The organism is Vogesella indigofera, from assembly GCF_003633895.1.
In the GTDB taxonomy this organism is placed as follows: domain Bacteria; phylum Pseudomonadota; class Gammaproteobacteria; order Burkholderiales; family Chromobacteriaceae; genus Vogesella; species Vogesella indigofera.
Genome location: NZ_RBID01000013.1, coordinates 1 through 26,333 on the forward strand (window position 1 = coordinate 1; position 26,333 = coordinate 26,333).

Consider the following 26,333-nt stretch of genomic DNA (forward strand, 5'->3'; position numbering starts at 1 on the left):
GAACGGGGGAACGGGGGAACGGGGGAACGGGGGAACGGCGGCAGGCTAGCGCAACCGTGCGGCCAACCCTGGATTGTTTTAACAGCGGCGGGAACGACGGCAGTGCGGTGCGATGGCCCGCGCCGGCATACGACAAGGCGGCGCGGAAACGACAACGGCCCGCCAGAAGGTTCTGGCGGGCCGAAAATACGCAAAAGCCAGTTATCACGAGGATAACTGGCTTTCATGTTGGTCGGAGTACAAGGATTCGAACCTTGGACCTCCTGCTCCCAAAGCAGGCGCACTACCGGGCTGTGCTACACTCCGTCACTTCCGAAGAAGTGGAGCAAATTATAAGTAACGCTCCCCGCTCTGTCAAGCGATTCCCCAAGAAAAAATGTGACCGCCCCGTTCAGCGCCGCGAGCGATCACGCGCGCGCAACAGGAAGCGGTCCAGCACCGGGGTGCAGTCGAGCAGGTGCGCGGCGCCGGGCGGGTGGAATTCCGGGTGCCACTGCAGGCCGCAGACGAAGTTGTCGTCGTCCAGCCGCACCGCCTCGATCAGGCCGTCGTCGCTGGCGCGCGCCTCCACCAGCAGGCCGCGCCCCAGAGCGCGGATCGCCTGGTGGTGGATGGAGATCACCTGCTTGCCGCCCTGCCCGCCCTGCCCGCCGATCAGGCCGGCCAGCAGCGAATCCGGCGTCAGCACGATGTCGTGGGCGTGGCTGTCGTAGTCGCGGTGCAGGTGATGCGACACGCCCAGCTGGCTGGGGATGTCCTGGTACAGCGTGCCGCCGAGCGCGACGTTGATCAGCTGCGCGCCGCGGCAGATGCCCAGCACCGGCTTGCCGGCCTCGACGAACTCGTGGAACAGCTCCATCTCGTAGGCGTCGCGCACCGCGTCGCCGTGCCAATCCTGGTGCAGCGGCTCCTCGCCGTAGCTGCGCGGGCTGAGGTCGGCGCCGCCCTGCAGCACCAGGCCGTCCAGGTAGCGCGCGTAATCGGCCAGCCGGATGCTGCTACGGTTGATCATGCCGTCGCCGAGCACGGTGGGAATCATCAGCACCATCACGTCGCGCGACATGACCCAGTGCGCCACCGATTGCTCCAGGTATTGCAGGGTTTTCGACTGCAGCCCGTCGGCGCCGGGCTGCGGGTGGTAGATGCGGGCGGAGAGTCCGATTTTCAGTGGTGTCGTCATGCGGCCAACCTTTCACGCTCAGGATGCTGGCGGCCAGTCCGTCAGCCTGTCACAGACAGACGCCGCCAGCAGGCGATTGGTTCACCCGTTCATGGCTGCGGCCACAGCCGCCCGGCGAGGCCGGATTGCCGCGGCGGCGCGTTGAGCACGCCGGCCTCCAGCACCGCCGGATTGCCGGCCAGCACGAACACGTCGCGGGCGCGGGTAATGGCGGTATAGACCAGCGCGCGGGTCAGCACCGCGCCCGTCGCCGCCGGCAGCGCCAGCCACACGCTGGCGAACTCCGAGCCCTGCGACTTGTGCACCGTCATCGCGTACACGGTGTCGTGCTCCGGCAGCCGCGCCGGCGCCACCTCGCGCCAGCCGCCGTCGGTGGTGGGGAACACCACCCGCAAGCGCCCTTCCCGCATCACGGTGAGACCGATGTCGCCGTTGAACAGGCCGATGCCGTAGTCGTTGCGCGTCACCATCACCGGGCGGCCGGCGTACCAGTCGCTGCCGGCCGCCTTGCGGCCCAGCTTCTCCAGCTCGGCCTCGATCTGCGCGTTGATGGCCGCCACCGTATGCCGCTCCGCCGCCAGCAGCATGAAGCGGTGGAAGGCGGCAAACAGCGGTGCCCAATCCGCAGCGTCGGCGTCCAGCTGCGCCAGCGCCTGCCAGTAGTCGGCGCGCTGCGCCAGCAGGCCGGCGGCGTCGGGCAGCGCCGGCTGCTGGCGGATGTCGGCCAGCGCCTGCTGCGCCAGCAAGGCGTGCACCTCGTCCAGCGCCGCGGCATTGACCGCGCGCGCCAGGCGGCCGATACCGGAGTCGGCACCGAAACGGTGGCTCTTCTGCAGCACCACCACGCTGTCGGCGAGGATGGCGCTGTCGTCGATCACGCCGGGCAGATCGACACCGGCGGCCAGCAGGCCTTGCGCCGTGTCGCTGCGCCACGCCTGCCGGCTGCAGATGTCGCCCAGCACCGCGCCGGCTTCCACCGACGCCAGCTGGTCGCGGTCGCCGAGCAGGATCAGCCGCGCGTGCGACGGCAGCGCCGCCACCGTCTGCGCCATCAGGCTCAAGTCCACCATCGACGCCTCGTCCACCACCAGTACGTCCAGCGGCAGGGGGTTGGCCGCATGCTGGCGCGGCCGTGCGGTGCCGGGGATCAGCCCGAGCAGGCGGTGCAGCGTCTGCGCCTTGTCCGGCAGCTGCGCGCGCACCGCGTCGCTCACCGGCAGCGCATCGCGCGCGGCACGCACCGATTCGGTCAGCCGCGCCGCCGCCTTGCCGGTCGGCGCCGCCATCGCCATCACCAGCGGCCGCGACGACAATGCCGCCAGCGCCGCCAGCAGCCGCACCACGGTGGTGGTCTTGCCGGTGCCGGGGCCGCCGGAGATCACCATGAAGCGGCGCTCGGTGGCCAGCCGCGCCGCCAACCGTTGCCAGTCGCCGGCATCGGCCGGCCCGAACAGCGCGTCCAGCACGCTCTCAACATCGCCGCCGAACGGCTGCGGGTCGCGCGCCAGCCGCGTCAGCGCCGCCACCAGCTGGGTTTCGTCCTGCCAGTGGCGCGCGAGATACAGCCGCCCGCCCTCGTCCAGCACCAGCGGCGTGTAGTCACCCGCGCGGCCGGCCAGCGGGCTGCGCCGCAGCCGCGCATAGTCGTCGCCGGACAGGCCGCCGAGGCAGACGTGGCCGCCGGCCACCGCCGCCAGCAGCCGTTGCAGCAACGGTTGCAGCGCCGGGCCGTGCTCGGGGTCCAGCCGCGCGAACAGGCGGGCGAGCTGGTCGGGAAGAAAGCTGTCGCTGACAGTGGCAGTCATGGGCAAACCTGGCAAAAGACGTTAGAACGTGTTCACGATCGCGCGCTCTCACGCGAGGCTAAGGCGCAAACGGCTGAGCAAGCGGCGTTTATCCGGAGATAAACCCGCAGGCCACAGCCGTTTTCAAGGTGGTGTCACCCCATTGCTATACAGCAGATCGTGAACGGGGTTTTACCCACCGCAGCGGGCAAGCGGAATCTGCATCACGATACCGCACACCGCGCTCAGGCGCCCAGCTTCGCCTCCAGCGCCTCGCAGATGGTGGTCAGGATCTTGATGCGCGCGTAGTACTTGTTGTTGGCCGCCACCAGCGTCCACGGCACCGCACTGGTGCTGGTGCGGTCGATCATGTCGCACACCGCCACCTTGTAGTCGTCCCACTTGTCGCGGTTGCGCCAGTCTTCCTCGGTGATCTTGAAGCGCTTGAAGCCGGTTTCCTCGCGCGACTTGAAGCGCGAGAGCTGCTCGTCGGCGCTGATCGCCAGCCAGAACTTGAGCACGATGGCGTTGTTGTCGCGCAGCTGGTGCTCGAAGTCGTTGATCTCGTAGTAGCCGCGCATCCAGTCGGCGGTTTCGGCGAAGCCCTCCACCCGCTCCACCAGCACGCGGCCGTACCAGGTGCGGTCGAAGATGGTGACCTTGCCCTTGCCCGGCACATGGCGCCAGAAGCGCCACAGCCACGGCATCGCGCGTTCTTCCTCGGTCGGCGCCGCCACCGGCACGATGCGGTAACGCCGCGCGTCCAGCGCCTGGGTGATGCGGCGGATGGCGCCGCCCTTGCCGGCGGCATCGTTGCCCTCGAAGGCCAGTACCAGCGAGTGCTCGGCAAACTTCGGATGCCGCGTCAGCCCGTTCAGCCGCCCCTGCAACGCCTCCAGCTGCTGCTTGTAGTCATCCTTGCAAAAGGCCTGATCCAGCTGCAGCGATTCCAGCAGCAGCTTGTTGTCCGCCGGCGGCGTGATCGCCGCCACGTCGGAACGCGCCTGCCACACGTGATCCAGCGCCAGCCGCTGCTGCAGCGCCTGCAACAGCGCGCGACCGACGGTCAGGCTGCGGTAGTTGGCATCCTCGCCGTCCACCACCAGCCACGGCGCGTAGGCGGTGTTGGTCAGCCGCATCATGTGCTCGGCATTGTTCTTGATGCGGCTGTACTGGCCGTGGTGCTTCCAGTCCGCCTCGGTCACCCGCCACGCGGTGGCCGGGTCCTTTTCCAGCAGCTTCAGCCGCTTCTTCTGCTTGTCCTCGGCCAGGTGCAGCCAGAACTTCAGCACCAGCACGCCGTCGTTGGCCAGCATGCGCTCGAAGCGCAGGATGTCGAACAGCTGCTTGTCGAAGGCGTCGCGGTTGGTCTTGCTGTCGACGCGGTCGAACAGCGCATCGGAATAGTAGGAGCCGAAGAACATGCCGATGCGGCCCTTGGCCGGCAGCTCGCGCCAGTAGCGCCACATCCACGGCCGCTCGCGCGCGTCGTCGTTGGGGGCGTCAAACGCCGCGGTGTGGATCAGGCGCGGATCCAGCCACTCGTTGATCTGGTTCAGCGTCTCGCCGCGACCGGCACCGTCCATGCCATGGATCAGCAGCAAGAGTGGGAATTCGCCACGCTGCTTCAGCTCGTACTGCACCTCCAGCAGCGCCTCGCGCAGCGCGGCCTCCTCGGCCTTGTAAGTGCTCTTGTCGATGACGTGGCCGATCTCGGCGGATTCAAACATGGGGCGATCCTTTGCAAGGTTGGCCGCAAGCGGCGCAGGTGGCGATGCTCAATGACATGATTGTAGCGGGAATGTCAGCGGCACCGGGGCGGCCATTTCAACACGGATCCGCCACCGCCATCGCGACCAGGATCAAGCCTTGCGCTCGTCATGCGGTGGCCGTGGCGATGGATGGCAAACGTTGGCCGCAATGCAGTGACGGCTTGCGGCCAACCTTGGTGATGCAACGGTGTGTCGCCCGGCCAGCCGGGTGACACACCCTACATCAATAAGCACACCCCACAAAAACCAGAACCGAAGCGACGCGCCCCATCCCGTTGGCGCAAGCCGTGCACACTGTCGCCAGCCCGGAAACAAGCCGCCCTCTTTTGAGCGCAGCGTATGGGCGGCGCCGGGATGGCGGCAGTTTGTACGGGAATGCTTGCGCCTTCGGGTCGCCTTTTCTTTGCTTACTTTCTTTTTGGCGAAGCAAAAGAAAGTAAGCCGCCGCCGCGCGGCAAGCGGCAGATAAAAAACATCCGCGCAGCGGATACCGCAGACCAAAACAAGCTTGGCCGCAAACCCATCACGGCTTGCGGCCAACCTTTGCCATGCAATCGCGGTAAACGTTGGGCTTCGCAAGCTCAGCGCCAAGCTATCTGCCCCACTTCCCGCGTTACCGGCCAGCCGGGTGACGCCCCCTAGGCCGGCACCGTCGCCCGGAACACCCCATCCAGCGCATCCAGCAGCGCGTCCGATGGCGCATCGCGCCACACGCCGTAGCCCGCGCCGCTGATGCCGCGCAGGTACAGGTAACGCACGCCGCCCAGGCGCAGCTGCGGCGCGCGCTGCGCCAGATAGCGGCGCAGCGCCACGCAGTAGATCAGGTACTGCAGGTAGTAGTGCTCGCGCGCCACCGACGCCGCCAGCGCGTCGTCGTCGTAGCAGGCAAAGCCGTCGCCGAGGTGGTTGGACTTGTAGTCCACCAGCCACAGCGCCTCGCCGTGGATGAAGGCCAGATCGATGAAGCCTTTCAGATAGCCCTGCACGCGGTCAAAGGTCAGCGTGGCCGCCGCCTCGCGCAGCGGCGCCGCGAGGCCCATCGCCGGGTTGGTGAGGATGCGCTGCAGCCGCGACAGACTGAGACCATCGGCCGGCAGTGTGAACTCCATCTCCACCAGCCGCCGCGCGTTCGGCACCGCCGCCAGGCGCACGCCGGGCGCGATCTCGCAGTGGAGGGTGTCGTGCAGCATCGCCAGCGCCGCGTCCTGCCACAGCGCGTCGAAACCGTGCTTGTGCAGCGCCTCCTGCACCACTTGCGGCCAGGCTTCCGGCCGGGTGAAATCGGCGCGCTCGAACATCTCGTGCAGGCAGGTACCGGCGCGGGCGCCGCGCGGAAAGCTGAAGCGGTCGGCCGCCACCGCCGCGTCCGGCTGCTGCAGCGGGCCGTGATCGTGATCCGGCGCCTCGCTGCGCGGGCTGGCGCCGCCGTGCAGGTGCCGCGTCAGGCCGGTAAAGCTGCTGACCCGCCACGGCGTGTACAGCGAACGGTGGACGCCGGCCAGCTGCGGCACGAAATCCGGCGCCGCTTCCGGCGGCAGCGCGTTGAGTGCGACGTCCACCTCGCGGCAGCGCACCGCGTCCGGCAGCCGCGCCGCCAGCGCCGCCACATCGTCCGCCACCTGCGTCGCCAGCAGCTCGCCGGCCTCCAGCTGCGCCAGGTTGGCCGCAGCGCGGCCGTGCAGCAGCCACGACAGCGCGGCGGTGTGCATCTTCTGTACATGGCCCCACACCACGTACTGGCGGTGCTCGGCACGGGTCAGCGCCACGTACAGCAGGCGCAGCTTCTCCGCTAGGATCTCGCTGCGCGCCGCATCGCGTGCGCCGGCGCTGACCAGATCGTCCGGCGCCAGCCACGATTCGTCGCCGTCGCGGTAGCGCCAGAAGGTGGTATCGCGCCGCTCCAGCGCGCCGTCCCACAGGAAGGGGCAGAACACCAGCGGATACTGCAGCCCCTTCGAGGTATGGATGGTGACGATCTTGACCAGCTCGGCATCGCTTTCCAGCCGCAACAGCGCCTCTTCCGCCGCCGGCGGACTGGCCACCTGCGCCTCGAACCACGCCAGCAGCGGCGCGATGCCGGCCATGTGCTCGCTCTGCTGCTGGATCAGCTCGGCCAGATGGCCGAGGTTGGTCAGCCGCCGCTCGCCGTCCGGCTGCGGCAACAGCCGTACCGCCACCGCCTGCCGCGCGAAGAACGCCCGCCACGCGGCCATGAAGCCGCGCTGCTGCCACGCCTTGTGATCGTCAAGGTTGGCCGCAAGCTGCGCTTCCCACGCCGTTTCGTCTTCCAGCAAGGCCAGCAGCCGCGCGGCATCGAAGCCGAACAGCTCGGTGGCGCACAGCGCCTTCAGCCGCCCTTCCGACGCCGGCTCCGCCCACGCACGCAGCAGCGCCAGCAGCTCGCCGGCCTCACGGCTGGCGAACACGCTTTCCTGCGTCAGCGCCACCGACGGTACACCGCGCGCCGCCAGCGCCTCGCGCACCGCATCGCCCTGACGGTGGGTGGCCACCAGCACCGCGATATCACCACCGGCCAGCGGCCGCACGCTGTCGCCGCGCCGCAGCCGTGCCTGATTGCAACGCGCCAAGGCCAGCAGGCGGGCGATCTCGTGCGCGCAGGCATCGGCGGCGTACGGCGTGGCCTCGGTCTTCGACACGCCCTTGGCGCTGTCGCTGGCCGGGAAGGTCAGCAGGTTGAAGGCGGCATCGCCGTCATCCAGCTCCAGCACGCTGCCGCCGGCCGGCGCCGCGTCCACCGGCGGGTAGTCGATGCCGTCCAGCAAAAAAGGCTGCGGCCGGTCGAACAGCGCGTTCACCGCCGCCACCAGCGGCGGCTGCGAGCGACGGTTGGTCAGCAGCGTGTACTGGCGCTGCGGCGGCGCGTCGTTGCGCGCGGCCAGATAGGCGAAGATGTCGGCGCCGCGAAAGCTGTAGATCGCCTGTTTCGGATCACCCACCATGAACACCGGCCGCTGTTGCTGCACGAAGGCGTGGCGGAAAATGCGGTATTGCAGCGGATCGGTATCCTGGAATTCGTCGATCAGCGCCACCGAGAAGTCCGCGGCGATGCGTGCGGCCAACCTTGGTCCGTGCTCGGCATCCTCCAGCGCGGCGGCCAGATCGGTCAGCAGATCGTCAAAACCCCGGCTGCGCGTGGCACGGCGCTGCGCCACCGCGTGACGGTTGATCCAGGCTATCAGCTGCAGCTTCAGCCCGGCCAGCTGCTGCGCAAGCGCCGCGCTGTACTGGGCCCACGCCGCCAGCCAGGTGTCGACCAGGCCGAACAGCGCGTGTTCGGGCGGCGTGGCGCCCTTGTTGCAGCCCTTGGCCAGCGCTGCCGGCGTCAGCCGCTGCAGGTCCTTTTCCTGCGCCGACGACAGCTGCGGCAGGCCGGCATCCGCCGCCAGGTGTTGCAGCAGCCTGACGTAGCGCTGGCTCTGTTCCGGCTTGTAGCTGGTGCGGCTCAGCCCCTCGGCCGCCAGCAGGCAGGCGCAGCCCTCCTCGATGGTGGCGGCATCGGCCTGCAGCGGCTGCCACGCCGCCGCCACCGCCGCACGCGCGTCCAGCAGCGCGGCGCTGTCGATGTCGGGGTGGCGCAGATAGGGCTTGGACAGGAAGGGGCGGATCTCGGCCAGCCAGCCTTCCGGCGTGTCGCCGTTTTCGGCCAGCACCTGCGACAGCGCCGGCAGCGCCACGATGTGCTGGCGCCAGAAATCGTCGGCCAGCTGCTGCAGCTCGGCCAGATTGTCGCTGGCCAGCTCGGCGGCGAAGGTCTGGCCGCTGTCAAACGCCGCATCGGTCAGCACGCGCTGGCAGAAGCCGTGAATGGTGTAGATCGCCGCCGCATCGAAACCGTTGATCGCGGTGCGCAACCGTTCGCGCGCCATCGTGCCATCCTGCGCCGCCAGCCGCGCCGCCAGCGCCGTCAGGAACGCGTCCCCTTCCGCCTCGCCGTCCATCACCCGCGCCAGCTCGGCCAGCCGCCGGCGCAGGCGGTCGCGCAGCTCGGCGGTGGCGGCCTTGGTGTAGGTCACCACCAGCAGCTTGTCCAGCGTCGGCGGCGGATTGCCGTCGGCGTCGTGCTCCAGCAGCAGGCGGGTATACAGCGCGGCGATGGTCCAGGTCTTGCCGGTCCCGGCCGAGGCTTCGATCAGGTTGGTGCCGGTGAGCGGGCAGTTCAGGGGGTCGAGGGGGTGCATGTCTGTTATCTACCGGTTTGGTATCCGCTGAGCGGGTGTTCTCTGGCTGCCGTCTGCTGTGCCGACTGCGCACGGTAGGGTGCTGTCACCCCGAAGGGGCGACGCACCGTGCTCAAACGTTGGCCGCAAGCAATCATGTCATCGTGGTGCGTCGCCCTGCGGGTAACGCACCCTACACTTCTGCGTTGTTTTGGTTTTGTATCCGCTACGCGGATGTTTTTACCTGCCGCTTTCCGTGCGGCGGCGGGGTACTTTCTTTTGCTTCGCCAAAAGAAAGTACCCAAAGAAAAGGCGACCCGACGGCGCAAGAATTCCCGTGCAAACCGGCGCCATCCCGGCGCCGCCCATACGCTGCGCTCAAAAGAGGGCGGCTTGTTTCCGGGATGGCGCCATTTTTCACGGCTTGCACCAACGGGATCGGGCGCGTCGGCATGGTTTTAGCTGACGGTAATGCATCCCCCTCACTCCTCCCCCGCCTTCAACGCGTCCACCATCGGCTTCAGCAGCGTTTCCGCCAGTTGCGCGAACAGCGGGTCGGACAGCGGTTCCTGATGGCGGAACACCAGCTGGTTGGCGGCGTCGTCGCGCTGCGGGCTGCGGCCGAAGCCGGTGAAGTCCGGCGCCCATTCGTTTTGCGCGGCGTCCAGTTCCTGGCCCGGCTTGGCGCGGGCGTAGGCCAGCGAGGTGCGGGCGAAGAAGGGCAGCGGCTGGCTTTGCCCCTGGCGGTAGCGCAGCAGCCAGGCGTGCAGCAGGTCGCAAGCGTCCAGCGCCACGCCGTCGCCATCGTCCGGGCCGAAGCTGTGCACGCCGTCTTCGGCGAACAGCTGCGATTGCGGCGCGATGCCGGGCACGGCGGCGGCGAGGCGCACCAGGTGTTCCAGCCACAGCGCGATCAGGTCGCCGGCGTAGGCCTTGCGCGGCACCACGCGCAGCAGGCCCTCGGGGCGCAGGCCGGACAGCTCGCCGCTGAGCAGGATGTCGCCCAGCTGCAGCCGCACCGGCTGCGGCGGCAGCGTGTCGTCCAGCAGCGTGGCCGGCAGGCGCGCGGCAAAGCGGGCGCTGGCGGCGCGTTCCAGCGCCAGCCACGACTCGCCCAGCGCGGCGTCCGGCAGCAGGCCGCGCCCCTGCAGCCGCGCTTCGGCATGGCGCAGCGGCTGGCGCGCCAGCAGCGTGTGCACCAGGGTGTCGCGGATGTCGGCGCGGCTGTCGCGGTCGATGGCGAACGGCTCGCGCGTGGGCAGCTCGTCGGCGATGCGTTCCAGCTTCAGGCCGAGGCGGTCGGCCAGCCAGGCGCGGACAGGGTTGCGCCAGAAGCGCAGCAGGTCGGCCAGCCGTACCGCTGGCGCATCCGGCAGCACAAGGTTGGCCGCAAAAGGCTGCGGCGTGGCCGGCGGTGCCGCCAGCGCCTGCTGCCACACCGGCTCGAAGCTGTCGGCGGCGCGGTAGTAGGCGCGCGAGAACGGCTGCAGCGGGTGGCGGGTGGTGATCGTGTCGCTGATGTCGCTGCCGCTCATCGCGGCCAGCGTGTCCAGCAGCTCGGCCACCAGCGGCGACGGCGGCAACGGCTCGTCGCTGCGCACGCTGCGCCCGACCCAGCTGAGGTACAGCGTGTCGCGAGCGGAGAGGATGGCCTCCAGAAACAGGTAGCGGTCGTCGAAGCGGCGCGAACGGTCGCCCTTTTGCGGATGGCGCGCCACCAGATCGAAGCTGACCGGGCGCTCGTCGCGCGGGTAGGCGCCGTCGTTCATGCCGATCAGGCACAGCACGCGGAACGGGATGGAGCGCATCGGCACCATCGCGCAGAAGGTCAGCCCGCCGGTGAGAAAACCGCCGCTGCTGGCCACCTGCAGCTGGCGCAGCACCGCGTCGCGCACCACCGCCAGCGGCACCGTGCCGTCAAAAGCGGCCAGCGAGGCGTCGGCGGCCAGCTCATCGGCGATGCCGTGCAGCACCTGCAGCGCGGCTTCGCCGTCTTCCTCGACCAGAAACAGGCTGGCGGCGGCCTCGCGCAGGCGCTCCGCCCAGTCGCCGACGCTGGCCGGCTGTGCCCACCGTTCGGCCAGCGCGCTGAGGGTGTCGAACAGCGCGCCCAGCCGCGCCAGCCGCTCGGCAGCCTGGCCTTGCGCCGCACCGTCGGGCAGCAGGCCGCCGAACAGCGGCTCGCCGTCACCGGCGAGGCTGGCCGGCAGCAGCGTGCCCAGCAGCAGGCGGTCCAGCCCCCAGCGCCAGCTGTGCACCGCCTCGGCCGGCAGCCCCAGCGCCGCCTTGTGCGCCGCGTCGCGGCCCCAGCGGATGCCGGCACCGCGCACCCAGCTGCGCAGCAGGGTCACGTCCTCGTCGGCGAGGCCGAAGCGGGCCAGCAGCTCGCGACAATCGAGCAGCGCCAGTACCTCGTCGGCGGCAAAGCGCGAGTCGGCCAGCTGCAGCACGGCGCCGAAGGTAGCCAGCAACGGCACTTCGCGCGTCAGGCGGCGGTCGGCGATGCTGTAGGGGATGGACGGCGCGTCGCTGCGGTAACCGAACACGGCGTCGATGTAGGGCGCGTAGGCGTTGATGTCGGGCGTCAGCACCGCGATGTCGGCCGGGGTCAGCGCAGGGTCGGCCACCAGCATCGCCAGCAGGCGGTCTTTCAGCACTTCCAGCTCGCGCATCGGGCTGTGGGTGATGTGGCAGACGATGGAGCGGTCGTCCGCCGCCGGCGGCTGCACGTTGGCCGCAGGCGGCGTCAGCTGCAGGATGTCGCGCTGCAGCCGCGCCAGCAGGCTGTCGCCGGCGGGGGGCAGGAACATCGATTCGGCGTCCGGCACGCCGGCGGCGATGTCGTCGAAAAAGTCGCGCCCCTGCTGCCCCAGCGACGCCAGCAGCGGGTGGCCGCCGTCGGCGCTTTCGCCACGGGCGAACAGCTTCAGCTGACCGCGCGCGTCGACGATGTCGCCCCAGTAGGCCTCGCACGGGTTGAGCAGGAACACGTTGACCTCGGTCAGCTCGGCCATGCGCAGCAACAGCGCGAGGTACATCGGCGCCAGCGTGGCGATGCCGAACACCGACACCCGCTCGGGCAGGTGCTCCGGCCGCAGGCGGGCAAAGAAGTCGTCGAGCATGGTGACGCGGTGGCGGCCGGGCAAGTCTGCGGCCAGCTGTTGCCACAGCGCCGCCTGCCACGCCTCGTCCTCGCCCAGATCCAGGCGCTGGCCGGCCTCCCACGCGCGGATCCACGCCGGGCGGAACACAAGGTACTGGTCGTAGATGTCGGCGATCTTGCCGGCCAGCTCGAAACAGGCCAGCGGCCCGCCTTCCAGATAACGCACCAGCGGCGTGTACGGCTCGCCCTGCAGGGTCGGCAACACCTCCATCAGCCGCCAGGTCAGCACCTCCGGTGCAAAGGCGGACTTGGGCGGCAGCTCGGGCAGCACCGTCTTCATCAGTCGCCAGCCGAAGCCGGCCGGCAGCACGAATTCAAGGTTGGCCGCAAGGCCGCGCTCGCGCGCCAGCTGCAGCGTCAGCCAGCGCCCCATGCCGCGACTTTGCACCATCACCACCTCCGGCGCGAACGGATCGGCCAGCGGCGTGTCAGTCAGGTGGCGATAGAGAATGCCGAGGGCTTCGAGGCGGTTGGACTGGTACAGGTGCAGGGACATGGCGTGGTGATGGCGTAGTCATCAAGGTGCCAAGTTTAGCACCCCCGCCGCCGGGCAAAGCCGCTACCATTACCCGCTCCGGATAAGAAGACGCACAGGAACACCAAGCATGGACTACCTCGTACTGAAACACGCCCACGCCGGGCTGGCCTATCTGTCGGTGACGCTGTTCGCCGTGCGCGCCGCGCTGTCCTACGCCAGGCCGGCGCTGCTGCAGGGCAAGGCGCTGCGCATCGCGCCGCACCTGATCGACACCCTGCTGCTCGCCGCCGGGGTAACGCTGGCGGTGCTGGCCGGCTTCTCGCCGCACAATCAGCCGTGGCTGGCGGCCAAGCTCGTGGCGCTGCTGGCCTATATCGCGCTGGGCAGCATCGGCCTGAAGAAACTGCACGGCTCGCCGTGGCGCGCCGTGGTGCTGGCGCTGGCACTGGCGATGCCGCTGTACATGATCGCGGTGGCAAAGACCAAGCTGGCGTGGCCGTTCTGAGAACCTGTTCAATGCCTGCTGCGACTGATCTCGATGGGGCGATACGGCGTTAAAAACGGCTTCGGCATGCTTGTTTATATCCAACTCAACGCCGCTTCCTCAGCCGTTTTCGCCTTGTCTCGCTCTAGCTCGCGAGACCTCGGACAGGTTCTGAGCGCGAAAAAAAACCGGCCCTGATCAGGGGCCGGTGCAACAGACAGCAGGGAGAACAAACAGGGGTATCAGGGTGAGCTCACGCTCGCGGGAACGCCGCCGATCGTGAACCGCCCTCAGACGCCGAGGCGGTCGCGCATGCCGTACCACCATGCGCCCAGCGTCAGCATCGGCACCCGGAACAGGCGGCCGCCGGGGAACGGATAGTGCGGCAGGCTGGCGAAGGCGTCGAAGCGCTCGCTCTGGCCGCGGATCGCCTCGGACAGGATGCGGCCGGCGAGGTGGGTAAAGGTGACCCCGTGGCCGCTGCAGCCCTGCGAGTAGTAGATATTGCTGTCGATGCGGCCAACCTGCGGCAGCCGCGACAGCGTCAGCGAAAAGTTGCCGGTCCAGGTGAACTCGATCTTGACCTTGGCCAGCTGCGGGAAGGTGTGCAGCATCTTGGGACGGATCAGGCTCTCGATCTCGCCCGGATCGCGCGCGCCGTACACGGTGCCGCCGCCGTACAGCAGGCGGTTGTCGGCGGTCAGGCGGTAGTAGTCGAGCAGGAAGTTGCAGTCTTCCACGCAGTGGTCGCCCGGCAGCAGCGAGCGCGCCAGCGCCGGGTCCAGCCGCTCCGTGGTCACCACCTGGGTGCCGCACGGCAGGCTCTTTTCCGCCAGTTTCGGGATCAGGTCGCCGAGGTAGGCATTGCCGGCCACCACCACGAAGCGGGCGCTGACCTGGCCCTCGGCGGTTTTCACCACCGCCACCTCGCCGCGCTTGAGGTCGGTCACCGCCGACTGCTCGAAAATCTGGCCGCCCAGCGACTCGAACGCCGCCGCCTCGCCCAGCGCCAGGTTCAGCGGGTGGATGTGGCCGCCCCAGTGGTCGAGCAGCGCGCCGACGTACTGGCCGGAATCGACGATGCGCGCCATGCCCGCCTTGTCCACCATCTCGATGCCGCTGTGGCCGTAGCTTTCCCACAGCCGCTTCTTCGCCTCCAGCTCGGCCAGCTGCTTGCCGGTCAAGGCGGCGAACACGTTGCCGTCCTTCAGGTCACACTGGATGTCGTACCTGGCGATGCGCTCGCGGATGATCTTGCCGCCCTCGAACGCCATCACGCCCAGCTTGCGCGCGGCGTCCTTGCCGTGGCGCGCCTCGATCACGTCCATGTCGCGACTGTAGCTGTTGACGATCTGGCCGCCGTTGCGGCCGGAGGCACCCCAGCCGACGCGCGCCGCCTCCAGCACGATCACCCTGAAGCCGGCCTCGGCGAGGTGCAGCGCGGCGGACAGACCGGTGTAGCCGGCGCCGATGACGCAGACGTCAGCCTGCTGGCTGCCCTGTAGCGCCGGCCGCTGCGGCGACGGGTTGGCGGAGTAGGCGTAATAGGAGCGGGTGTGTTCGCTAGTCTGGCTCATGGCGGAGTCCTCGGTACTGCATTTTTTAAACATGGCCGCCACGGGCGGCGCTCAATCTGGCTTCAATTATCAGATAGCGCCGCAAAAATGTCTAATATGTTAAACATTGCACTGCAAAAAAAGCCCGGTTGCCCGGGCTTGTGCTTGCTTACAGGATGCTCTGCCGCAGCACTTCGCGCTTTTGCGACAGGTCGACACCGGGCAGCTCGGCGATGATGTCCGGGTGGTCGAGCAGCTTTTCCACCACGAAATCGACGAACACCCGCGTGCGCGGCGCGATGTGGTCGCGGTGCGGGAAGCAGATGTAGATCGAGCGCTCCATCGACACGAAGTCGGTGAGCACCACCTGCAGCTTGCCGGTGCGCACGTCATTGAGGATCTCGTGTCCCGGCAGCTGCGCCACGCCGAGGCCGAGGCGCGCCAGTTCGCGCACGCCGTCGACGTCGTTGGCGGTGTAGGTGCCGCCGACTTCCAGCGGAATGCGCTCGCCGTCACGCTCGAACTCCCACTTGTACAGCCGGCCGGAGGTCGGAAACTGGAAATTGATGCAGTCGTGCGAGGACAGGTCTTCCGGGATGCGCGGCTTGCCGTGTGCCTCCCAGTATGCCGGCGCGGCGACCACGTACTGCGGGATGTGCGCCAGGTGGCGCGCCACCATGCGGCTATCCGGCATCATGCCGACGCGGACGCCGACATCGTAGCCGTCCTCGATCAGGTCGCTGAAGTGGTCGTCCATGCCGAAGAACACGCGGATCTTCGGGTAGCGGGTACAGAACTCCTCCATCAGCGGCAGGATGAAGCGGCGGCCGAAGGCATTGGGCAGGCTGATGCGCAGGTGGCCGGCCGGCTCGTCGCGGCTGGCCTTCAGCTGGTTGATCGCGGAGTCCAGGTTGTTGACCGGGCCGCGGCACTGCGCGTAGAAGCGGCGACCGTCCTCGGTCAGCGTCAGCTGGCGCGTGGTGCGGTTGAACAGCCGCACCTCCAGTTCCTGTTCGAGCCTGGCAATACTCTGGCTGACCGCGGCAGGCGACACGCCCAGTTTGCGGGCGGCATCGGAAAAGCTGCCATTCTCGGCCGTGGTCATGAAGACCATTAATGCTTTCAAGGTATCCATAGCTCGATTCAATCATTGAGACCGGCGGTGCCACACATTTAAATAGACACCACAAAAGAAACCGGCGATTAACAAAGTACTTTAAAAGATGATAAGCGAAACAGCGATTCTGTTAAAGCTATTTCCTTATTTTCCATTAAATATGATAAGTCCCATTCCTACCAGTTTTGTGTCGAATTTGTGCGGTAACAGATAGCATTTCATGCAAGTGGCAAGCCAGCGCGACCTGCAGCGGCCTTGTTGTGGCCGCCGCGGCCTGCAAAAGTGCCCGTCGGCAGCAAAATATGACGAAAACGGCGGTAATGACAGAGAAATGCCCGGAATCGGCGCCCTAAATGTGGACAACAGCGGCCGGCGCCCAGACGCTGCGATGTTTATCGCATTTGTCATTGCCTGCGGCGGAAATGCAACACTGCCGTCGTCGCGGCGCGGCTTCGCCCTGCCGGCCGCCAAGGCCGCTTGACCCACGTCAACGCTGGCACACGCCCTTGCCGCCACAATCGTTCCTTTGCCCAACAGAAAGTTTGCCATGTCCCGCCCCCATGCCTTTTCCCCGCTCGTGATTCGCGGCCGCAGCCTGTTGCCTATCGTGCAAGGCGGGATGGGTGTCGGCATTTCCGCCAAACAACTGGCCGGTGCCGTGGCGCGTGAAGGCGGTGTCGGCACCGTGGCCAGCGTCGACCTGCGTCACCTGCACGACGACCTGCTGGCCGATGCGGCCAACCTCGAGGGCCAGGACGGCATCAACCGCCTCAACCGCATCGCGCTCGATCGCGAGGTGAAGGGCGCACTGCAACGCGCCGACGGTCACGGCATGGTGGCGGTCAACATCATGAAGGCGGTGGACGACCACGCCGCGCTGGTGCGCCAGGCCTGCGAGTCCGGCGCGCACGCGGTGGTGATGGGCGCCGGCCTGCCGCTGGACCTGCCGGAGATGGCCAGCAACCACCCCGAGGTGGCGCTGATCCCGATCCTGTCGGAATCGCGCGGCATCGGCATCGTGCTCAAGCGCTGGATGAAGAAGGGGCGGCTGCCGGACGCGATCGTGATCGAGCATCCCAACCACGCCGGCGGCCACCTCGGCGCCGCCAGCATCGCCGGGGTCGGCGATGCCAAGTTCGACTTTGCCCGCGTGCTGGAGGAAAGCTTCGAGCTGTTCAAGGGCCTGGGGCTGGAACGCGAGCGCATTCCGCTGATCGTCGCCGGCGGCGTCAACAGCCATGAGAAGGTGCAGACCTACCTGCAGCAGTACGGCGCCAGCGGCGTGCAGATCGGCACCGCCTTCGCCGTCACCAGCGACGGCGACGCGCACATCAATTTCAAGCGCACCCTGGCCGGCGCCACGCGCGAGGACATCGTCGAGTTCATGTCGGTGGCCGGCCTGCCGGCGCGCGGCATCCTGACCCCGTTCCTGAAGAGCTACCTCAAGCGCGAGGACAAGCTGCAGGCCAACGCCAAGGCCGATGCGGCGCGCTGCACCCAGGCGCTGAACTGCCTGACGGTGTGCGGCCTGCGCGACGGCCTGTCCAAGGTCGGCCAGTTCTGCATCGACCTCAAGCTGGCCGCCGCCTTCCGCGGCGAAACCAGCAAGGGGCTGTTCTTCCGCGGCGCCGAGCCGCTGCCGTTCGGCGACGCGATCAAGAGCGCGCGCGAAACCATCCACTACTTCCTCACCGGCGAAAAACCGCTCGACCTGCGCGGCGCCTGAGCACGGTTCCAGGTCTCGCGCGCTGACGCGAGACCAGGCAAAAACGACTGCGGCAGCGGTGTTTATCCAGAGATAGACACGCTGCCGCAGTCGTTTTTAACGTCGTCGCGCGCCATTGAAAGCCGTTACTGCAGGCCTTGAACCGCTTCCGGGCCGGCATGCGGCCAACGTTGGCCGCACGTGCTAGCCATGGCTGCGGCTCAGCACCGCCTGCAGGCCGCCGCCTTCGCGATTGTGCAGGCTCAGCTGCAGGCCGTGCAGCGCGGCGATGCGCTCCACGATGGACAGGCCGAGGCCGCTGCCTGTCTGCTGCTGTCCCGGCGGCCGGTAGAAGCGCTCGCGCACCTTGTCCAGCAAGGCCTCCGCCACGCCCTGGCCTTCGTCGCTGACGCAGATCCGCGTCGCGTCGGCCTCAAGGCTGACGGTGCCGCCGCCATAGCGGATCGCGTTGTCCAGCAGATTGCGCAGCATCAGCAGCAGCAGGGTGCGGTCGCCGTGTTGCAGCGGCCATTGCGTGTGCCCGGCCGGCGGCAGCTGCAGGGTGACGTGGTGGCTGGCGGCCAGCCCGGACACCGCCTCGCCCAGCTCCTGCAGCAACAGCGGCCAGTCCAGCGCCTCGTGCTGCTGCTCGGCCGCCTCCACCCGCGACAGCGCCAGGAGTTGCGCCAGCAGGTGGCTGCTGCGGTCGACGCCGCTCATCAGCTGCTGCAGCGCGCGCTCGCGCAGCGCCGGATCCTGCACCAGCTGCGCCACCTCGGCCTGCACCCGCATCGCCGCCAGCGGGCTGCGCAGCTCGTGGGCGGCGTCGGCGGTAAAGCGCCGTTCGCGCTGCAGGGTCTGCGCCACGCGCTCGATCAGGTCGTTCATCGCGTCGATCAGGGTGTGCAGCTCGCTGGGCACCTCGCGCGGCAGCGGCGTGGCATCGTCCGGCGCGCGCTGCTGCAGCTGGTCGCGGATGTGCGCCAGCGGCGCGAGGCCACGCCCCACCGCCCACCACAAGGCCAGCAGCGCGAACGGCAGCAGCAGCAGCCACAGCAGCCCCTGCGTCAGCAGCAGCCCGCCTATCATCTCCCAGCGCTCGGACATCTCCTGCGCCACCGCCACACTGCCGGCCTCGCCGGACAGGTAGTAGACACGCCAGTCCTCGTCGTGCTGGCGCAGGCTGGCAAAACCGGTGTAGCCGGGACGGGCGTCCAGCTCCAGGCCGTCGCTGTCGACCAGCAGCAGCTGGCCGCCCCGGTTCCACGCCGCCACCGCCTGGTGGTCGCTATCGCCGACCTGCGGCAGCTGCGGCTCGTTGCGCGCGCCCAGCGTCGACAGCGTGCCGTACAGCTGGCGCGCGAACAGCGTCTGCTGTTCCTCGTACAGCTCGTTGACCTCGTGCCAGGCGTGGAAGGCCAGCAGCGCGCAGGCCACCAGCCACAGCGGCGTCACCACCTTGAGCAGGCTCCTGATCAGCGTGCCGCGCAGGCTGTAGCTCATGCCTCGTCCCCGAGGGTGTAGCCGATGCCGCGCCGCGTCTTGATGAAGTCGCTGCCCAGTTTCTTGCGCAGATGGTGCACGTGCACCTCGATGGCATTGCTCTCCACCTCGTGCGCCCAGTCGTACAGCTTTTCCTCGATCTGTTCGCGGCGCAGCACGCGGCCCTTGTTGCCCAGCAGCAGCTCCAGCAGCGCCAGCTCGCGTGCGCTGAGTTCCACCGCGGCGCCGTCCAGCGTCGCCCGCCGCGCCGCCGGGTCAAAGCTGACGCGGCCGTGCTGCAGCAGCGGCGTGCTGTGACCACTGCGGCGCCGCACCAGCGCGCGCAGCCGCGCCGCCACCTCGCCCAGCGCAAACGGCTTCACCAGGTAGTCGTCGGCGCCGCTGTCCAGGCCGCGGATGCGATCGTCCACCGCGTCGCGGGCGGTGAGCAGCAGCACCGGTTCGCTGCGGCCGCTGCGCCGCCACGCGGCCAGCACCGCCAGCCCGTCCATGCCGGGCAGGCCGAGGTCCAGCACCACCGCGTCGTAGGGCGCGGCGCCGATGCCGGCCAGCCCCTGCTTGCCGTCGCGCAGCCAGTCGCAGGCAAAGCCCAGCGCCGACAGCCCGGCCTGCAGCCCGTCGCCGATCAGTTCGTCATCTTCGATTATCAATACCCGCATGCCTGATCCCGTTGCCCGTTTACCGTTGCCGATTGCCGCGGCTCAGCGCCACGTCTTGATGCCGGTAATCATCGCACGAACCAGATTCACCCGCTCGATACGGCTCATCAGCAGCGCGGCGGCAACGTGCAGCAGCACCGCGACCTGCAGCAGGGTCGCCAGCGCCTCGTGCACTTCTTCCAGCCACTCCTCGCCCCAGAACTGGTCGGTGCCCATCAGGTAACCGCTGACGCCGAGGGACAGCACCAGGCCCATCAACGCGAACATCATCAGTGCGCCCAGCGGGTTATGCCCCACCGTCTGCGGGTGCTGGCCTTGCTTCACCGCCCCCAGGTGCGCCTTGAGACGGCTCGGGGTGGGAAAGAAGCTGGCGAAGCGGGCATGCCGGCTGCCGACAAAGCCCCACACCAGGCGCAGCACGATCAGGCCCAGCGCGATATAGCCGGCCCAGCGGTGCGGCGGATCACCCTCTTCCAGCAACAGCAGATTGGCCAGCACACAGGCGACCAGGCTCCAGTGGAACAGGCGGACCACGATGTCCCACACTTTTTCCTGACGGGGTAACACAGTTGGCGTCATGGCAACACTCCTTGCAAAAACAGTACGGGACAGGGCCGCAGCCCTGCCCCGCGGGCAGTCGCGGCATCACCGCGGCACAGACATGGCCGGCGGCGTTGAGCGCCGCGGCCGCGCGATGGCTCAATCGTCGATTTCGCTCTTCACCGCCTTGCCGGAGACCGGATCGAAGTAGATCTCCACTTTCTGGCCCTGCTTGTTCTTGCCGTAGATTTCGTAGCAGTTGCCGGACACCTTGAACTTCTTGATCTGGTAACCCTGCGCCGTCAGCTGTTTCTGGAAGTCGGCTTCTTTCTGCCACTTGTCTTTCGGCTGGGCCGCGCATTCGGCACCGGCAAAGGCGGCGGAGGAAGCAAAAGCGGCCATCAGGGCCACAGCAAGCAGTTTTTTCATCGTTACGCTCCTGGTCAAAGCCTGCAACAGCGCAGGTACAGCTTCATTAAAGCAAGGCAAGCTTAAGCGCCGCTTATGCCGGGTAACTGGCGGGCACTTTTTGCGGTGCTGGCGGCACGGCCCAGGTCGAAGGCGGCAAACAGCAGCACCGCCACCAGCCACACCACCCAGCCGCTCCACAGGTTGTGCGACAGGAAGTGCGCGCCGCGCGCCATCTGCCCCAGCCCCATCAGCAAGCCCAGCGCCAGCGCGGCGACCGCCGCCTGTCGTGCCCGCCGCGGCGCGTGCGGCCGCCAGTAGAAAAACAGCGCCAGCAGCGCAAAGCCGCCGGAGGCGTGGCCGCCGGGGAAGCACTGCCCCGGGCCGGGGTTGGCCGCCACCGCGCCGAACAGCGCGAACCACTCGCCGCTGCCGCCGAAGGCCTGCAGGTCCCACGGGCAGGAGTGCGCGCTGTGCGCCTTCAGCAGCGACACCGCCAGCGTCGCCAGCCACATCACCAGCACCGCGTAGCCCAGGCGCGCCTCGCGCCGCCGCACGGCACGTAGCGCCAGCCCGCCGCTGGTGGCGATCAGCGCGTACTTCGGCAGGCGGTGGTTGAGCCACTCCAGCCACAGGCTGTGCTGCAGCGGAAAGCGCTGGCTGAGTGGATCAAAGAACCACTGCGCCAGCGTGACATCGAGGCGGGTGGCCGCCTCCAGCCACCACAGCACGGCGCCGAGCAGCAGCAGCCACAGCAGCTGCCGCGCGTAGAAGGCGGCGGGCAGGCCGGCGGCCGTTGCGGCCAACCTTGGCGCTGCCATCTCAGGCGCCCAGGGCCGCCGGCGCCGCGGCCGTCTGCGGCGCGCGACAGGCGGCGAAGATGTCCAGCGCTGGCTGGTACAGCGCGGTGCGCACCGCCATCAGCCCCAGCACGCTGTGGAACAGGTTGTCGTGGCTGTAGCGTTGCTTGCTGGTCGCCTGCAGGCAGCTGCCGGACAACCCGCTGTCCTGCTGCCACTGCGGCGAGAACCACGCCAGCATCGGCACGTGCTTCTGCGCGTCCGGCGCGATCAGGTAGGGCGTGGCGTGCAGGTAGAGATTGTTCTCGCCCAGCGATTCGCCGTGATCGGACAGGTAGAGCATGCTGCTGGCCACCTGCGGCGCCGCCTGCAGCGTGGCGATCAGCTGCGCCAGCACCTGGTCGGTATAGAGGATGGTGTTGTCGAAGGCGTTGACGATCTGCTCGCGGCTGCATTTTTGCAGCTCGCCGGTTTCGCACACCGGGCCGAAGCGGGCGAACGCCGCCGGGTAGCGCTTGTAGTAGGCCGGGCCGTGGCTGCCCTTCTGGTGCAGCACCAGCACGCTGTCGCCGCGCAGGTTCTGCAGCCGGGCCGCCAGGCTGTCGAGCAGGATCGCGTCGTGACACTCGCCGCCGCTGCAGAAGCGCGGATCGTTGCTGTCGTACAGCATGCTGCTGGCCACGCGCTTGCACACCTCCTTGCAGCCGGAGTTGTTGTCGCGCCAGCTGACCTGCACCCCGGCGTGGGCCAGCACGTCGAGCAGGTTTTCGCGGTGGCGTGCCTCTTCGGCGTCGAAGCTGTCACGTGGCCGCGACGAGAACATGCACGGCACCGAGATCGCGGTTTCGGTGCCGCAGGACCAGACATCGGGGAAGTTGACCAGCCCCGCCACCTTGGCCAGCTGCGGGTTGGTCGGCCGCGGGTAGCCGTTGAGCGAGAAATGGTCGGCGCGGGCGGTCTCGCCGACCACCAGCACCAGCAGCCGCGGCTTGGCGCTGGCAGCCGCATCGCGACGCGCATCGCCGCCGATGCGCAGCAGCGGCTGCGGCGTGGCGTTGACCTTGCGCAGGTAGGAACTGGTGGCCTGCAGGTAGTTGCTCGGCGTCAGCTCCAGCCGCAGCTCGCGGTGGTTGCGAAACAGCGAGGCGAAGTCCTGGTAGGCGCCCAGCGCCACCAGCAGCAGCACCGCGCCGCTGAGCAGCAGCGCCAGCGCGCGCACGCCCAGCTCCGGCAGCGCGGCGCGAAAGCGCAGCGGCGTGCGCCACAGCCACCACGACGGCAGGCCGCCGAGCAGCAGCACGGTCAGCGCCATTTTCACGGACAGCAGGTCGCCGGCCTCGGCCACGTCGGTCTGCAGCGCGTTGCGCACCATGTCGCTGTCGATCAGCACCCCGTACTGGTTCATGAAATAGCTGACCGCGGCGGTGAGCAGCAACAGCAGCGTCAGCAGCGGCTTGGCGATCTTCGGCCACAGCAGCAGCAACAGCAGCAGGGTGAAAAAGGCGGTAACGAACACGAAGGCCAGCAGCAGCATGCGCAGGTCCTGGCCGTCCAGCGGCGCCATGATCTGCAGCAGGTGGCGCCAGAACGGCAGGTTGAACAGGGTGACGAACAGCAGCGCCATGAGCAGCGCCAGCCATTCGGCGCGCAGCGGACGGAACAGAAGCTTCATGCGGAGTCTCTCGGCAACGGGTTTCGAAGCAGGCACGCCCGCTCATCTTGGTGCCGATGAAAACAGGCCAGCCTTAAGCCAGCCTTAGAGTCGCTAACAAAACCTCGCAGAGCACCTGAGCCAAGGCGCGCCGACGCAGGCAGTACAAGTAGTACGACAAGGAGGCGCAACGCAGGATCAGGGTTTTTGTTAGCGGCTCTTAGCCACGTCACCGTATCGTCATCGCCGCCACATCCGCCTGTCACATCGCTGCGCCACCATCGGCGCATCTGCCCCCGCCGGAGCACGCGATGAACCAGCGCTACCGCACCATCTGGATTTCCGATGTCCACCTCGGCACCGCCGGCTGCCAGGCCGCCTTCCTGCTCGACTTCCTGCGCCACCACGACTCCGACACCCTGTACCTGGTCGGCGACATCATCGACGGCTGGCAGCTGAAGAAGTCGTGGTACTGGAAGCAGGGCCACAACGACGTGGTGCAGAAGGTGCTGCGCAAGGCGCGCAAGGGCACGCGGGTGATCTACGTGCCCGGCAACCACGACGAGGCGGCGCGGCAGTACGCCGGGCTGGATTTCGGCGGCATCGCCATCCGCAGCGAAGCCGAGCACCACACCGCCGACGGCAAACGGCTGCTGGTCATCCACGGCGACGAGTTCGACGGCGTGATCCAGCACGCCAAGTGGCTGGCCTACGTCGGCGACAGCCTGTACACGCTGATCCTCGGCCTCAACCGCCACTACAACTGGTTGCGCCACAAGCTGGGGCGGCCGTACTGGTCGCTGTCGCAATACCTGAAACACAAGGTGAAGAACGCGGTGAACTTCATCAGCGACTTCGAGCACATCCTCGCCGCCGAGGCGCGCCGCCGCGGTTTCGACGGCGTGGTCTGCGGCCACATCCACAAGGCCGAGGTGAAGGACATCGACGGCATCGTGTACGGCAACTGCGGCGACTGGGTGGAAAGCCTGTCGGCGCTGGTCGAGCACCACGACGGCACGCTGGAGATCGTGCACTGGACGCAGCAGGCCGGCGACACCATCCCGCAGAGCATTGCGGCCAACCTTGCCGCACAACCCCAGCTCAACACAGAGGCCGAAACATGCGCATCATGATCATCAGCGACGCCTGGCTGCCACAGGTCAACGGCGTGGTTCGCAGCATCACCGAAACCGTGCGCGAGCTGCGCGGCTTCGGCCACCAGGTGGCCCTGATCACCCCGCTGGGCGGCGAGACCGACGACGGCGACGGCTTCGCCACCCTGCCCTGCCCGACCTATCCCGACATCCGCCTGTCGCTGTTCCCCTACCGCAAGGTGGCGCAAAGGTTGGCCGCATTCGCGCCGCACGCGGTGCACATCGCCACCGAAGGCCCGCTGGGCCTCGCCGCGCAGCGCTGGTGCCGCCGCCACGGCCAGCCGTTCACCACCGCCTACCACACCCGTTTTCCGGAATACATCCACGCCCGCACCCGGCTGCCGCTGGCCATCAGCTACGCGTGGATGCGCCGCTTCCACAACCGCGCGCAGGCGGTGATGGCGCCGACGCCGGCCATCGTCGCCGACCTCAAGGCACGCGGCTTTCACAACGTGGTGCTGTGGAGCCGCGGCGTCGACACCCGCCTGTTCAGCCCCGGCGAGCGCGAACGGCTGGACACCGCGCAGCCGCGCTTCCTCTACATCGGCCGCGTGGCGGTGGAGAAGAACATCGAGGCCTTTCTCAAACTGGAGCTGCCCGGCAGCAAGTGGGTGGTCGGCGAGGGGCCGCAGCTGGCCGAGCTGAAGGCCAAATATCCGGAGGTCTATTTTGCCGGCGTGTTCCCGCAGCACGAGCTGGCGCGCTTCTACCGCGCCGGCGACGTGTTCGTGTTCCCCAGCCTGACCGACACCTTCGGCCTGGTGCTGCTGGAGGCGATGGCCTGCGGCACGCCGGTGGCGGCCTACCCGGTGGCCGGCCCGCTGGACGTGGTCGGCGCCAGCGGTGGCGGTGTGCTGCACCAGGACCTGCACACCGCCTGCCTGCAGGCGCTGACGCTGGACCGCGACCAGGTGCGCCGCGTGGCCGAGGGCTACTCGTGGACGGCGGCGACACGGCAGTTCGAATCCCACCTCTGCCCGCGCCCGCTGGGCGAGCAGGAAGGCATGGCCTTCACCCCCGGCGGCGGCCGCTGAGCGCAGCGCCAAAACAATGCGGCCAACCTTGGGCAAGGTTGGCCGCATTGCTTTGCATCGTAAGAACGTGTTCACTATCCCGCACGCTCACGCGAGACAAGGCGAAAACGGCTGAGGAAGCGGCGTGTAGCCAGAATCAAACAAGCATGCCGAAGCCGTTTTTAACGCCGTATCGCCCCATTGCGAGCAAGTCGCAGCAGATCGTGAACAGGTTCTAAGGATCAGGCCGGCGCATGTGTCGCCTTGTGCGCGCTGAGCTGGCTCAAGAGCACGCTGGCCACAATCAGCGCCGCGCCGCCGACCTTGCCGGCGCCCATCGCCTCGCCGGCCAGCCAGCCGATCAGCCCGCCCCACACCGGTTCCATCGCGTAAATGATGGTGGCACGGGTGGCCGGCACCGTCTGCTGCGCCCAGTTCATCACGATCTGGATCAGCGCGGTGGCCGCGCCCAGCGCCAGCACGCTGACCAGCAGCAGCGGCTGCCACTGCGGCAGCGCCTCGCCGGCCAGCGGCGCCGACAACAGCGACAGCAGCGCCACCGTCGCCAGCTGCACCAGCGCCATGCGCCCGGCGTTGCAGCCGGCGGCAAAGCGGCTGAGCAGGCAGATTTCCAGCGCGATGGTGACGGTGGCGGCGATGGTCAGCCATTCGCCTAAGCCCAGCTTGATGCTGAGGCCATCGACCCCCGCCAAGAGCAGCAGGCCGGCAAACGCCAGCGCCACCCCCGCCCACGCCAGCCAGCCCGGGCGCTGGCGGAACAGGCCCCACTGCAGCAGCGGCACCAGCGGCACGTACAAGCCGGTGAGGAAGGCCGAGGTGCTGCTGGCGATATGGCCCAGCCCCAGCGTCTGCAGGTTGTAGCTGAAATACAGGATCACGCCGATGCCGATGCCGCCCAACAACTCGGTGCGGTTGAGGCCGGCCAGCTGGCGGCGGCACAGCAGCAGCGCCAGCAAGGCGGCGACGGCAAAGCGCATGCCGACAAAGACGAAGGCGCCGCTCCACTGCAGCGCGGTCTGTACCGCGAGGAAGGTGCCGCCCCAGATCAGGGTGACGCCGACCAGCGACAGGTCGGGCAGCAGGGAGCGCGGCGGCTGGGCCGCGGGCAGGGCGATGGTGGACATGGGCAAGGCTCGCGTGTAGGGTGATGGCTCAGTTTTGTGCACT

At 68.2% G+C, this 26,333-nt stretch carries 19 protein-coding genes and 1 tRNA gene; 5 read left to right on the forward strand and 15 right to left on the reverse strand.

Features of this window, described 5'->3' with window-relative positions:
* Positions 1–229 precede the first annotated feature (229 nt).
* From C8E02_RS06160 to recC, 6 genes are all read right to left on the reverse strand, one after another.
* Positions 230–306: transfer RNA gene (locus C8E02_RS06160), tRNA-Pro, on the reverse strand.
* An 85-nt stretch (positions 307–391) separates the two neighbouring features.
* Positions 392–1,180: a gamma-glutamyl-gamma-aminobutyrate hydrolase family protein gene (locus C8E02_RS06165; RefSeq protein WP_120810116.1), complete on the reverse strand. Its 789-nt coding sequence runs from the start codon at positions 1,178–1,180 to the stop codon at positions 392–394.
* Between the two features lie 89 nt (positions 1,181–1,269).
* A complete protein-coding gene (gene recD, locus C8E02_RS06170; protein WP_120810117.1) occupies positions 1,270–2,985 on the reverse strand; it encodes an exodeoxyribonuclease V subunit alpha in 1,716 nt (571 codons plus the stop codon).
* Between the two features lie 224 nt (positions 2,986–3,209).
* Positions 3,210–4,694 (reverse strand): polyphosphate:AMP phosphotransferase, encoded by a 1,485-nt coding sequence (gene pap / locus C8E02_RS06175; protein WP_120810118.1) that lies wholly within the window; start codon positions 4,692–4,694, stop codon positions 3,210–3,212.
* 680 nt (positions 4,695–5,374) lie between these two features.
* Complete coding sequence (gene recB, locus C8E02_RS06180; protein WP_120810119.1) at positions 5,375–8,935, reverse strand: exodeoxyribonuclease V subunit beta; 3,561 nt, start codon at positions 8,933–8,935, stop codon at positions 5,375–5,377.
* A gap of 461 nt (positions 8,936–9,396) precedes the next feature.
* Positions 9,397–12,573, reverse strand: a complete 3,177-nt coding sequence (gene recC, locus C8E02_RS06185; protein ID WP_120810120.1) for an exodeoxyribonuclease V subunit gamma — start codon at positions 12,571–12,573, stop codon at positions 9,397–9,399.
* Between the two features lie 109 nt (positions 12,574–12,682).
* Here recC and C8E02_RS06190 point away from each other — a divergent pair, with 109 nt between their 5' ends.
* Complete coding sequence (locus C8E02_RS06190; RefSeq protein WP_120810121.1) at positions 12,683–13,060, forward strand: SirB2 family protein; 378 nt, start codon at positions 12,683–12,685, stop codon at positions 13,058–13,060.
* Positions 13,061–13,329: 269 nt separating this feature from the next.
* On the opposite strand, the gene C8E02_RS06195 is transcribed toward C8E02_RS06190, so the two are convergent.
* Both C8E02_RS06195 and C8E02_RS06200 read right to left on the reverse strand, forming a co-directional pair.
* The gene (locus C8E02_RS06195) at positions 13,330–14,616 is read right to left on the reverse strand and encodes an NAD(P)/FAD-dependent oxidoreductase (protein ID WP_120810122.1); all 1,287 of its coding nucleotides are present in this window, start codon (positions 14,614–14,616) and stop codon (positions 13,330–13,332) included.
* Between the two features lie 148 nt (positions 14,617–14,764).
* Positions 14,765–15,730, reverse strand: coding sequence for a LysR family transcriptional regulator (locus C8E02_RS06200; protein ID WP_120810123.1), 966 nt, complete (start codon positions 15,728–15,730; stop codon positions 14,765–14,767).
* A 202-nt stretch (positions 15,731–15,932) separates the two neighbouring features.
* On the opposite strand from C8E02_RS06200, the gene C8E02_RS17195 reads away from it, so the two are divergent.
* Complete coding sequence (locus C8E02_RS17195) at positions 15,933–16,193, forward strand: hypothetical protein (protein ID WP_147424463.1); 261 nt, start codon at positions 15,933–15,935, stop codon at positions 16,191–16,193.
* 66 nt (positions 16,194–16,259) lie between these two features.
* On the forward strand, positions 16,260–17,438 hold the full coding sequence (locus tag C8E02_RS06205; protein WP_120810124.1) for an NAD(P)H-dependent flavin oxidoreductase: 1,179 nt from the start codon (positions 16,260–16,262) through the stop codon (positions 17,436–17,438).
* Positions 17,439–17,621: 183 nt separating this feature from the next.
* Here C8E02_RS06205 and C8E02_RS06210 read toward each other — a convergent pair whose 3' ends face one another.
* From C8E02_RS06210 to C8E02_RS06235, 6 genes are all read right to left on the reverse strand, one after another.
* On the reverse strand, positions 17,622–18,920 hold the full coding sequence (locus C8E02_RS06210) for an ATP-binding protein (protein ID WP_120810125.1): 1,299 nt from the start codon (positions 18,918–18,920) through the stop codon (positions 17,622–17,624).
* Complete coding sequence (locus tag C8E02_RS06215; protein ID WP_047966556.1) at positions 18,917–19,579, reverse strand: response regulator; 663 nt, start codon at positions 19,577–19,579, stop codon at positions 18,917–18,919. Before C8E02_RS06215 ends, C8E02_RS06210 begins: the two co-directional genes overlap by 4 nt.
* Positions 19,580–19,621: 42 nt before the next feature.
* On the reverse strand, positions 19,622–20,158 hold the full coding sequence (locus C8E02_RS06220) for a cytochrome b/b6 domain-containing protein (protein WP_120810126.1): 537 nt from the start codon (positions 20,156–20,158) through the stop codon (positions 19,622–19,624).
* 120 nt (positions 20,159–20,278) lie between these two features.
* A complete protein-coding gene (locus C8E02_RS06225; RefSeq protein ID WP_047966558.1) occupies positions 20,279–20,548 on the reverse strand; it encodes a PepSY domain-containing protein in 270 nt (89 codons plus the stop codon).
* Between the two features lie 62 nt (positions 20,549–20,610).
* On the reverse strand, positions 20,611–21,348 hold the full coding sequence (locus C8E02_RS06230) for a phosphatase PAP2 family protein (protein WP_211329186.1): 738 nt from the start codon (positions 21,346–21,348) through the stop codon (positions 20,611–20,613).
* Between the two features lies 1 nt (position 21,349).
* Positions 21,350–22,999 carry a phosphoethanolamine transferase gene (locus tag C8E02_RS06235; RefSeq protein WP_120810127.1) on the reverse strand — a complete coding sequence of 550 codons (1,650 nt, stop codon included), beginning with the start codon at positions 22,997–22,999 and terminating at the stop codon, positions 21,350–21,352.
* A 290-nt stretch (positions 23,000–23,289) separates the two neighbouring features.
* On the opposite strand from C8E02_RS06235, the gene C8E02_RS06240 reads away from it, so the two are divergent.
* Together C8E02_RS06240 and C8E02_RS06245 are read left to right on the forward strand one after the other, a co-directional pair.
* Complete coding sequence (locus C8E02_RS06240) at positions 23,290–24,111, forward strand: UDP-2,3-diacylglucosamine diphosphatase (protein WP_120810128.1); 822 nt, start codon at positions 23,290–23,292, stop codon at positions 24,109–24,111.
* Positions 24,099–25,166 carry a glycosyltransferase family 4 protein gene (locus C8E02_RS06245; protein ID WP_120810129.1) on the forward strand — a complete coding sequence of 356 codons (1,068 nt, stop codon included), beginning with the start codon at positions 24,099–24,101 and terminating at the stop codon, positions 25,164–25,166. The genes C8E02_RS06240 and C8E02_RS06245 overlap by 13 nt, the downstream gene beginning before the upstream one ends.
* 221 nt (positions 25,167–25,387) lie before the next feature.
* Here C8E02_RS06245 and C8E02_RS06250 read toward each other — a convergent pair whose 3' ends face one another.
* Complete coding sequence (locus C8E02_RS06250) at positions 25,388–26,290, reverse strand: DMT family transporter (RefSeq protein WP_120810130.1); 903 nt, start codon at positions 26,288–26,290, stop codon at positions 25,388–25,390.
* Positions 26,291–26,333: the final 43 nt, after the last annotated feature.